Genomic DNA, 333 nt, shown 5'->3' with positions numbered 1-333 from the left:
TGAAAGCCAAAGCCGAAGCCCGCGGCGTAAGCAGCCTCATCGAGCCCCTGCTGCTCAGCTGGGAGGACAACTGGGAGGCGGCCGGCATCGAGCCGAAGTGCGTCGACGTGGCCGTCGCCTCGCGCTCGGTGGCCACGGCCGACTTGGAGGCTTCGCTGCGCAAGCTCAGTGCGGTTGCGCGGCGCCGCGCTTGCGCCACGTTGACTACCGGCGCCTCCCCGCACGTCGATCTGGCCGTTTTCGAGGCCCTGGACTTGCCGGTACCGCGCGGCTTCGACTACCTATACGCCTATCTGGTGCTCAGCGAAATGGGCTATGTGCCCGCGGTTCGCC

1 pseudogene is annotated in these 333 nt (G+C 67.9%); it reads left to right on the top strand.

Annotation, left to right across the window (positions count from 1 at the left end):
• A pseudogene (locus PZH32_RS12025) lies at window positions 1-333 on the top strand (class I SAM-dependent methyltransferase); the annotation flags it as partial.

Origin of the sequence: Adlercreutzia equolifaciens (assembly GCF_029076695.1) — a bacterium.
GTDB classification, from domain to species: Bacteria; Actinomycetota; Coriobacteriia; order Coriobacteriales; family Eggerthellaceae; genus Adlercreutzia; species Adlercreutzia equolifaciens_A.
Note: the sequence above shows the minus strand (reverse complement) of the source record. Positions and strands in the feature narration are given on the sequence as shown.